Genomic DNA, 9,668 nt, shown 5'->3' on the forward strand with positions numbered 1-9,668 from the left:
AAGCTACGCCTAACCGAAATTCATCTCCCACTTTCACTGGTGCTGGCACACCTTCACGTTTAGAAGTGGGAGACTTCTTTCGGAGGGAAGTTAAAATTTTCCACTTTTTTAATGAAAAAAGAGATTACATCAATACTTTTATTCCTTGAATCACATTCCAAATGACAATAAAAAAGTTTAAAATCATAAATAAAATCATTGAGCCAATCACAGAACCAGTGGAACCACTTATCATGCCAAAGACAACAATGATAAACGTTAAAAAAGGTAATATATGAGAAATCAATGCTCTCTTAGCATGATGTTTGATTTCATCATCTTTAACAATAAAATATACGGCTAGCGGAAAAATAAATCCAGCAAAAAAGATACTAAAATAACTTAAAGCTGCAAAAATTCGATAATCCTTCATGTAGTCCCCCTTAATACTTTTTCTTAATTATAAATACGTGTAAACATTTAAAAAGTTACACTTTTTTGGAGGGTTCCTCTTACTCATTTACTTCTTCATAAAACACTTTTAATAAATAATCCAAAACGGATCTTCGAGTAAGAATTCCACTAAATTTCTTCTGTTTGTTAACAATAGGCAAATATGGCCAATCAACCAATAATTCAATTCCATAACGTAAAAGGGTATCTTCACTTAAAGTAGGAACGTGACTTTGCATTGAATCATGAACTAATTTTCTTTGAAAATCATGGTAAAAAGGTACTCTTTCTAATCTAGCGTGTTCTAAGATTAACGTTTTACTTATAGTCCCTTCTACTTCGTTTTGATCATTTAATACAGGAACAGAAGACCAACCTGATTCAATTAATTTATTCAGCGCCTGTTCCAAATTCCATTTAGAACGAATCACAATTACATTTTTTTTCGGGATAATCAATGTCCCTATTTCTTTTGACATGATTTCATCTCTAAATTGATTTACTTGTTGTAGCATAATCATCTCCCCTATCTATATACATTTTATGTTTTTTACGAAAAATAATGAAGAGCAAAATAAAGGAGGATGAAAGATGGGTGAAGTGAGAAAGAAACCCGCAAAAGTAATCAGAATAAGCTTCGAAGGAATTCGTCACTTTTGTGGGTTATCTTATTCTAGGCTATACCAGGGTTTTTGATCTGCGGGATCTTCTTCTAATACATACAACCCGCCAATTTCCAAATAACAAAATAATTCCTCTTGAATCTGGCCTAGATTTTGTAGCTGTATTTCTAATAATTCTAACGACAAAGCTGCATTTTGCACGCGTTCAATTCTTTGTTGAAAAATATTAAATTGAGGTAGTGGTTTTTGTTCCGGTAACTTTAAAATTCTAAACGTTAAAAAATACCTCGCATATTTTTGCGGTTTGAACCGCTCATCTAAATGAATATCTCGGATCATGATCATTTTGGCTTTTGCAACAGCTTGTTTAAAAACAGCTAGATCTCTAGATGAATATTTGATAAAAAGGTCAACTGCTAATTTTTCTTTATTTTCCATCCTCTCTCACCTTTCAATGCTACATACCTGTTTTTCTTTTTTATTTTATCATGATTCCAAAACGTGTATCAAATTAAGTCTATATTGTTTATATAATCGAGGAAATCATACTTATCTAGATAAAATATCTTAAAAGGATTTTTAACTTGAAATGTAGAATTTTTTACATTGACTGAAAATTCGTTAGATAGGAAGTTGGGGAAACGTGACAAAAGACAAACAACATAAACAATTAAAGCCTTGGTTTATACCAATCTTGGTAACTATTGCACTATTATTATTACTTTTTGCACAAAACTTACAAGAAGAAAAAGCTTTACCAAGTGATGGATGGAGCCGTTCTATTTCTTTACCTCTTACTACAGCAAATGCAAAACCTTTTTTGGTTAAAACAACAGATGGCTATCACATCTATGCCACTACTGGAGAACATATCAATCATGTTGTAATCAATGATCAACTGAAAGTAAGCAACCAATCAACAATTCCTATTAAAATCCCAACCTTAGAACCCTTTTGGATAGACAGACAAAACGTCATTTATATCAAAGAGGGAAAATTAGTACACGTTAACGGAGAAAAGGAAAATGAATTAGCACCTGATGTGGATGGAATGATAGCCAATCAGGATCTGATTTTATATTGGCAAGGAAAACAACTGTTTTCGGTGGATAGGAATGACTTCTCTATTGTTCCTGTTGGCCAAACTCAATACAAGATTGAATCGATTATTTTAAACGAAGATTCTTCTTTCATTACCGTAGAAAATATCAATGCCAATGATTTGCAATTAGAACTATTTAATCCTTCCAAGCAGAAAAAGAGTTACGAGATCATTTCTTTGTTTTCTTTATCTGAGTACGCTGGGGAATCAATTGCGGATATTCAATATGTATATAATCAGCAAGAAAATAAACTTCATTTTATTTACTCGATCTCAAGTACAAAACAAGGTGTTACTACTTATAGGGCATTCTATACAACAATGTTACTAGATGCAATTGCAGAAAAGCCACAGTTTGAACAGGTCAAAATTAAAGAAGAATTAAGCCAAATTCCTATAGAGAATCCGCAGTATCTTAATTTATCCTTAAAAGAAAATCAACCTGTTCTTTTATTTTCAGCTGAAGGGTTGATCGCCCCAAAGAAAAGTGCCGTAAATATTTATGAAGCAAAGTATGAAAATAAACAATGGTTAACAAATAAAAGAAGTACGACTTCTGAACTATCTGTTCAACCCTTTTGGATTGATGATGGTTTAATTTTGTGGTTAGACTATCTTACAAAAAACAAGTATGAACTGATGGGAACGACAACAGACCCAACTATCTTACAAGAGAGTCAAAAATTAAATACAAATGACTGGATCAATGCGTTATCTGATTCATTATTAGCTTTCGCAGTCTCTTTACTCGTAATATTTAATGGTATGCTATGGGTTGTTCCACCTACTATCTTTCTCGTCGTCTTACTCTTCTACAATTTTAATCTTGTAGAAAAAGGTGTGAGCTGGGTTAAATTAACAAGTATTTTATTGTATTTAGGAACACAACTATTGTTTATCCAAAAGATCTTTAACTCATCCTTTTATACGTATGCACCAAACTATTTAACCTTCACAGGAAGCTCTTTCATCATCCCACTTCTTTTAGCATTGTTTACATGGTTTGCTGTAAAAATAGGTAAAAACAAAGAGTGGTCTGGGTTACAAGAAATTTCCTACTATATTGGTATCAATCTATGGTTGATTATTATCCTCTTAGGGCCATATATTATTTAGCAAAAAATATAGCACCTCTTTATTGAGGTGCCTCTTTATTGTTGATTAACTTAACTTACTAAATATACCCTTGCTTCATAGGGTTGTAACGAAAACTGTTTGATCTCTTGAGCTTCATTTACTGAATAGTTGCTGATAAGTAATTCTTTGCTGTTAAATTGAACTTCTTCTGGCAAATGGAATGGAACCTGATCTTTACTGAAGTTCAGAATCACTAACAGCTTTTGCTTACCAAAGCTTCTCGTATAAGCATAGATTTTTTCATCATCCTCTAGCAGAAGCTTATAATCTCCATAAACGATAATAGGATGTTCTTTCCTTAATTGAATTAACTTTTTGTAGTACTGAAAAATAGAATCTGGATCCTCTAATGCTTTTTTAGCGTTAATCTCTTTGTAGTTAGGGTTGACAGCAATCCACGGCGTTCCCGTTGTAAAGCCTGCATGTTCACTCTCATCCCATTGCATTGGTGTTCTTGCATTGTCTCTACCTTTTACATAGATACTCTCCATGACTTTTTGTGGATCGATGTGACGTTCATTTACATACTCTTTATACATGTTTAAGGTTTCAATGTCTCGATAGTCATCAATCGTGTCAAAACGAACGTTGGTCATCCCGATTTCTTCCCCTTGATAAATATAGGGGGTTCCTTGTAAAGTATGTAAAAAGGTGGCTAACATTTTAGCAGATGGTATGCGATATGTCGTATCATTGCCAAAACGAGAGACCATTCTCGGTTGGTCATGGTTGTTCATGTATAGACTGTTCCAGCCTTTTCCGTTTAGTTCATTTTGCCATTTGGACATGATACGCTTGATCTCTGTCAATTTCCAAGGCTTTAAGTCCCATTTCCCATTTGGGCCACTATCTACATCCATTAGCTCAAATTGAAAGACCATATTAAGTTCATGACGGTCTTCTCCTGTATAAAGGACAGCATCTTGCGGAGTAACACCTGGCGTCTCTCCAACCGTCATAATATCGTATTTGGATAATACTTCTCGATTCATTTCTTGTAAAAATTCATGGATTCTTGGACCATTTACGAAAAATTGTCCACCCGATTGGTAAGGTTTGTTTGGATTTTGAATCGGTGCACTAGGTAGATCTTCAACCTTTGAGATAAAGTTAATCACATCCATACGGAAGCCATCAATTCCTTTATCTAACCACCAGGTCATCATTTCATATACTTCTTGACGAACTTTTGGATTTTCCCAGTTGAGGTCTGGCTGTTTCTTAGAAAAAAGATGTAAGTAATATTCATCTGTTTTCTCATCATATTGCCAAGCAGATCCACTAAACGCGGATTCCCAGTTGTTTGGTTCTTTGCCATTTTTACCTGAACGCCAAATATAATAATCACGATAGGGATTATCTTTAGAAGACCTAGATTCAATAAACCAAGGATGTTCATCAGATGTATGGTTGACAACAAGATCCATAATCAACTTCATTTCTCGGGAATGTAAGCCATCGAGAAGTTGTTCCCAATCCTCCATGGTACCAAACTCATCCATAATCTCTTGATAATTGCTAATATCGTAACCGTTATCGTCATTTGGTGATTGATAAACAGGAGAAAGCCAAATTACATCTACACCCAGCTCTTTTAGATAATCTAGTTTGGAGATGATTCCTTGTAAGTCCCCAATTCCATCTCCATTGCTATCCATGAAACTACGTGGATAGATCTGATAAATAACGCTTTCTTTCCACCACTTTCTTTCCATTTGTATCCTCCTCAAACTTGATTGGTTTTGTCTACTTTTTCTTACTTTTTCTATTCTATCATGTTTTTATGATAAATGTTAACGTTTGCATAATAAAAAAGGCACCCATTTTAGGATGCCTTTGCGAGGAATTAAAATTTTTAGGCTTGGTTTTGGCTCTGTTGAACAGATTGGGTAGCCTGCTGTAATTGCTGTGTCGCTTGTTGTAATTGCTGTTGAGCCTGTTGCAATTGTTGTTGATTTTGGCCCGCCATACTGCTTACAGCTGACTGAACCTGTTGAGTTGCCTGTTGTAATTGTTGCTGGGCTTGCTGCAACTGTACAGGATCATTTTTACTCGATGCTTGTTGAACCGCTTGTTGAGCCTGTTGAACTGCTTGCATGGCTTGTTGTAATTGTTGTTGCTGTTGTTGAGCCACTAATAAACCCCTCCTAAAAATTTTGTGATGTAAGCCAATCGCTTACTTTTTCATTTTGCTCTTTTTTCTTTTCGCCATACGAGTTAAATTCTGGTTTATAGCCTTACATATCTTTTTATTTTTTTGGGAATAATTAGGAAAAATAGGTTTTGGAGATGATGATGTGTCATATATAATTTCTGTTGGAACAGCCGTTCCTCCTTACGAAATTAGCCAAGAAACAGCTAAGAATTTTTCCAAAATATTATTTAAAGATCATTTTAAAGATATAGATCGATTATTACACATTTTTGACCATACTCAGATTACAAAGCGACACTTTTGTGTCCCCATCGAATGGTTTGAAGTAGAACACACATTTGAAGAAAAAAACATGATTTATGTAAAAAATGCGATTGAGTTATCTAAACAAGCTATTTTTCACTGTCTAAAGAACACCCCTTTTGGTACTGAAGATATCGATCACATTCTATTTATTTCTAGCACTGGACTATCTACGCCAAGTATCGATGCCTATTTGTTTAATGATCCAGACATTCATTTTAATCCTCATATCAAACGAACACCCATTTGGGGGTTGGGTTGTGCAGGGGGGGCTGCAGGTCTATCAAGAGCAATGGAATATTCCAGAGCTTTTCCTAATGATAAAGTTTTAGTCGTTTCCCTAGAGATTGGTGAACTCGCTTTTTTACGAAACGATCTTTCAAAGAGTAACTTAGTGGCCACTTCATTATTTGGGGATGGTGCTGCTGCGGTATTAATTGTAGGTGATGAGGTTTTACAAACAGACGCAGGATTGAAAATGATTGACTCACAAAGTACGATCTGGAAAAATAGTTTAGATGTAATGGGATGGGATGTAAGAAATAATGGACTTAAGGTGATTTTTTCAAAGGATATTCCAAGCATCGTACAAAACGAATTGAAGCCAAATGTGGATCAATTCTTATTAAACCACCATTTAACTCTATCCGATCTTCAGTTTTTTATTTTGCATCCTGGTGGAACCAAAGTAATTGAGGCCTATGAAAATGCCTTTCAGATTACTGAGCAAGAAACGATGATCACTAGACAGATATTAAACCAATATGGCAATATGTCTAGTCCAACCGTGCTTTTTGTTTTACAAGCGTTGCTTAAAAATCATCCACCTAAGAATGGGCATGGTATCTTAATTGCCTTGGGTCCCGGATTTAGTTCCGAAATCATTCTATTAGAATGGATGAAATAAAGGAGTGATTTCTAATGACCTTTTTATCTCTTTTTCTTACTTTTGTCATCCTACAACGCATTTTTGAATTGTATATTGCAAAGAAAAACGCTGTCTATATTGAATCGCTTGGTGGGTTCGAAGTAGGGCAAAAACACTACCCATTTATCGTCATGCTACACATTACTTTTTTATTAAGTGTCTATATTGAGAGCTCGGATCTTACTTTCCTTCCTACGTGGTGGCCAATTCCTTTCACGATTTTTGTATTGGCTCAAGGGATGAGGTTTTGGACGATGGCTTCCTTAGGGCGTTTTTGGAACACAAGAATCTATATTCTTCCCAACAGCAAACCTATCCATAAAGGTCCATATCAATTTATCAGACATCCTAATTATTTGATCGTAATGGTAGAGATAATTACGATTCCACTTATCTTTGGAGCTTATTACTCCGCTATCCTGTTTCCTATTTTAAATACCTTGCTATTAACTATACGAATTAAAGTGGAAGAAAAGGCACTTTCCGCTTGTACTTCATATAAAGAAGAGATGGAAACCATCCCTCGATTTTTTCCACAAAAAAATAATCAGTAAAATAGGTTTGTATATGGCAAGTGAAAGAAAGTTATATTTTCTTATTTTTAAAAAAGCAGGAGTTTAATCCCCTGCTTTACTCATCACTATATCGACTTTATAAAATCATTGCAGCAATCCAACCAAAGATGATGATCGGAATGTTAAAGTGGATAAACGTTGGAACCGTTGTATCCCAAATATGATTATGCTGGCCATCAGCATTTAAACCGGAAGAAGGACCTAATGTGGAGTCAGACGCAGGTGAACCCGCATCACCTAATGCTCCTGCTGTTCCAATGATAGCAACGGTAGCCAATGGACTAAAACCTAATGCCGCTGCTAAAGGTACATAAATAGGAGCTAAGATAGGAACTGTTCCAAAGGAGGTGCCAATTCCCATCGTCACAAGTAAACCAACTAGAAGCATCATAAAGGAACCTAGTAATTTATTTTGGCCAATTAAATCAACACTTGCTTTTACAAGGCTGTCAACTTGACCAGTAGCATTGATCACTTCAGCATATCCGCCAGCGACCAACATGATAAATCCAATAAAGGCCATCATCTTTACACCATTTGTGAATAACTCGTCAGATTCTTTTATTTTTATCGCGCCAAGAACATACATCACTACTAATCCAGATAATCCACCAAGAACCATTGATTCTGTTTGCAACTGCACAACAAGAGCAATAAGAATAGCAATAATAGCAGCTAAATGTTTAAAGTTAAAACGAATCGTTTCTTGATGTTTGGTTTGATCAATCTCGATCTCCTGATATTCTCTAGGTTTACGATAGGTAATAAAAATTGCAACAAATAGTCCAACAACCATTCCTAACGTTGGAAGTAGCATGGCAAATGGTAACTGGTTAAGTTCAATACTTAGTCCGTACTTCTCCACATTTTCTTGGACAATCTTATGAAAGACTAAGCCAAATCCCGCTGGAATAAGCATGTAAGGTGCTTGCAAACCAAATGTCAAAGCAACTGCAACAGCACGACGGTCAATTTTTAATCGATTGAACAATGCTAATAAAGGGGGGATCAAAATCGGAATAAAGGCGATATGCACAGGTATTAAGTTTTGTGAAAAAGAAGAGATCACCGCTATGACGACCAAAAGAAATCCCCTTGCCCCTTTTAACACTCTAGATAAAGATTGAACAAATAATTGCATTAATCCTGTATGGGCGATTGCCACTGCCAAAGCACCAAGTAATGCATAGCTTAAAGCAATTTCAGCATTTGAACCAATCGCACCAATAAATGTATCTAATGTCCCTTGCCAACCAAGGCCACCTAGCAATCCTCCAGTAAATGCTGCAATTATAAGGGCCAAAATCACGTTTACTCTTAGTAAACTAAGCCCTAACATGACTAATACGGAAACAACAACTGCGTTCATTCATATCCTCCTCATATTATTTTATCTTTAATTTATTACCAATTTACCAAACTAAAGCAAGCAAAAACGGGCTTTTATATTTTAAAATGTTTTTCGACATTCGTCAACAAATTTTTTGAATAGAAAAAGAGAGGTTTGTCAGTCAAGCCTCCCTTTTCTCTAAATTTCATTTAATGATTAGCTATTTTTCATTTTTTTTAATAAAGAGATCGTATCAACAAGATGATTGTTAAATACTTTTTTGGCTACCTCTAACAATTCATAGATGGCAGGGTCTTTAACCGAATACGTGACTTTATTTCCTTCTTTGATACCAATTACAATATTCTTCCTTCTCAATATAGCCAATTGCTGGGATACTACAGCACTATCCACTTGCATATGTTCTTGTAACTCATGGACATATTTATCACCATCTCGAAGCAATTCTAGTATTTGGATTCTTAATGGATGTGCTAAAGCTTTAAAAAATTCCGCTTTAAACTCTTGTAATTCTAAATCCAAAAACTTCCCTCCTAACATAACGAACAAGCTATTTCTTTCCTTACTTTATCATACTTTAGATTTTTTTGACATTTCTCTTACAATCGTATCAATAATCTTTTTAGGTGACGGAGGACAACCTGGTATTTCGATATCTACTGGTAGAACTTCATTTACAGATGAATATTGAGCATAATTACTGCCGATTATTCCTTTTCCACAAGCACAATCCCCTACAGCGATTACTTTTTTAGGCTCAGGAACTGCTTCATAGGTTTTTTTGATCGCTTCATAAAGGTTATGTGTTACACTTCCTGTGACCAATACTCCATCCGCATGTCTAGGTGAAGCGACAATATCTAACCCATATTGTTGAATATCATAGATCGGATTGCTTAAGTGTGCAATTTCGAAATCACAACCGTTACAAGAACCAGCATCTAAATGGCGTAAATGAAGGGATAGCTTTTCTCCTTGACTTATCTTCTGAAGATGTTCATCTGTTTCTGTTACTTTTCCCGTTTTCCAAATCTTATTGAACATTCCCATTTTATCACTCCC

General features: G+C 35.1%; 11 protein-coding genes. 3 read left to right on the forward strand and 8 right to left on the reverse strand.

The features are described 5' to 3' along the window. Nucleotides 1–124 precede the first annotated feature (124 nt). From U473_RS08995 to U473_RS09005, 3 genes are all read right to left on the reverse strand, one after another. A complete protein-coding gene (locus U473_RS08995) occupies nucleotides 125–412 on the reverse strand; it encodes a DUF4870 domain-containing protein (protein WP_068725499.1) in 288 nt (95 codons plus the stop codon). A gap of 79 nt (nucleotides 413–491) precedes the next feature. Next, on the reverse strand, nucleotides 492–947 hold the full coding sequence (locus U473_RS09000; RefSeq protein ID WP_161937318.1) for a CBS domain-containing protein: 456 nt from the start codon (nucleotides 945–947) through the stop codon (nucleotides 492–494). A 153-nt stretch (nucleotides 948–1,100) separates the two neighbouring features. After that, nucleotides 1,101–1,493, reverse strand: a complete 393-nt coding sequence (locus U473_RS09005) for a hypothetical protein (RefSeq protein WP_068725501.1) — start codon at nucleotides 1,491–1,493, stop codon at nucleotides 1,101–1,103. Between the two features lie 205 nt (nucleotides 1,494–1,698). Here U473_RS09005 and U473_RS09010 point away from each other — a divergent pair, with 205 nt between their 5' ends. Continuing rightward, nucleotides 1,699–3,273 (forward strand): hypothetical protein, encoded by a 1,575-nt coding sequence (locus U473_RS09010; RefSeq protein ID WP_068725503.1) that lies wholly within the window; start codon nucleotides 1,699–1,701, stop codon nucleotides 3,271–3,273. A 50-nt stretch (nucleotides 3,274–3,323) separates the two neighbouring features. Here U473_RS09010 and U473_RS09015 read toward each other — a convergent pair whose 3' ends face one another. Both U473_RS09015 and U473_RS09020 read right to left on the reverse strand, forming a co-directional pair. Continuing rightward, complete coding sequence (locus tag U473_RS09015) at nucleotides 3,324–5,009, reverse strand: glycoside hydrolase family 13 protein (protein ID WP_068725505.1); 1,686 nt, start codon at nucleotides 5,007–5,009, stop codon at nucleotides 3,324–3,326. Between the two features lie 140 nt (nucleotides 5,010–5,149). Further along, entirely contained in the window at nucleotides 5,150–5,428 is a 279-nt protein-coding gene (locus tag U473_RS09020) for a hypothetical protein (protein WP_201024173.1), read from the reverse strand. Nucleotides 5,429–5,591: 163 nt separating this feature from the next. Here U473_RS09020 and U473_RS09025 point away from each other — a divergent pair, with 163 nt between their 5' ends. Both U473_RS09025 and U473_RS09030 read left to right on the forward strand, forming a co-directional pair. Continuing rightward, nucleotides 5,592–6,659, forward strand: a complete 1,068-nt coding sequence (locus U473_RS09025; RefSeq protein ID WP_068725507.1) for a type III polyketide synthase — start codon at nucleotides 5,592–5,594, stop codon at nucleotides 6,657–6,659. Nucleotides 6,660–6,673: 14 nt separating this feature from the next. Then, nucleotides 6,674–7,234, forward strand: coding sequence for an isoprenylcysteine carboxyl methyltransferase family protein (locus U473_RS09030; RefSeq protein WP_068725510.1), 561 nt, complete (start codon nucleotides 6,674–6,676; stop codon nucleotides 7,232–7,234). 97 nt (nucleotides 7,235–7,331) lie between these two features. Here the strand turns inward: U473_RS09030 and U473_RS09035 are convergent, their stop codons facing one another. From U473_RS09035 to U473_RS09045, 3 genes are all read right to left on the reverse strand, one after another. Further along, nucleotides 7,332–8,624: a Na+/H+ antiporter family protein gene (locus U473_RS09035; protein ID WP_068725512.1), complete on the reverse strand. Its 1,293-nt coding sequence runs from the start codon at nucleotides 8,622–8,624 to the stop codon at nucleotides 7,332–7,334. 177 nt (nucleotides 8,625–8,801) lie between these two features. Next, entirely contained in the window at nucleotides 8,802–9,128 is a 327-nt protein-coding gene (locus U473_RS09040) for an ArsR/SmtB family transcription factor (RefSeq protein WP_068725514.1), read from the reverse strand. A gap of 48 nt (nucleotides 9,129–9,176) precedes the next feature. Beyond that, the coding region (locus U473_RS09045) for an NADH-quinone oxidoreductase subunit B family protein (RefSeq protein ID WP_235589093.1) at nucleotides 9,177–9,668 on the reverse strand (492 nt) is incomplete at its 5' end.

The sequence above is a fragment of the Tepidibacillus decaturensis genome (assembly GCF_001561915.1).
GTDB lineage: Bacteria > Bacillota > Bacilli > Tepidibacillales > Tepidibacillaceae > Tepidibacillus_B > Tepidibacillus_B infernus.

Bases quoted from the DNA above. Each gene is read 5' to 3' on its own strand.
- U473_RS08995 (WP_068725499.1), bottom strand. From the start codon at position 412: ATGAAGGATTATCGAATTTTTGCAGCTTTAAGTTATTTTAGTATCTTT.
- U473_RS09000 (WP_161937318.1), bottom strand. From the start codon at position 947: ATGCTACAACAAGTAAATCAATTTAGAGATGAAATCATGTCAAAAGAA.
- U473_RS09005 (WP_068725501.1), bottom strand. From the start codon at position 1,493: ATGGAAAATAAAGAAAAATTAGCAGTTGACCTTTTTATCAAATATTCA.
- U473_RS09015 (WP_068725505.1), bottom strand. From the start codon at position 5,009: ATGGAAAGAAAGTGGTGGAAAGAAAGCGTTATTTATCAGATCTATCCA.
- U473_RS09030 (WP_068725510.1), top strand. From the start codon at position 6,674: ATGACCTTTTTATCTCTTTTTCTTACTTTTGTCATCCTACAACGCATT.
- U473_RS09035 (WP_068725512.1), bottom strand. From the start codon at position 8,624: ATGAACGCAGTTGTTGTTTCCGTATTAGTCATGTTAGGGCTTAGTTTA.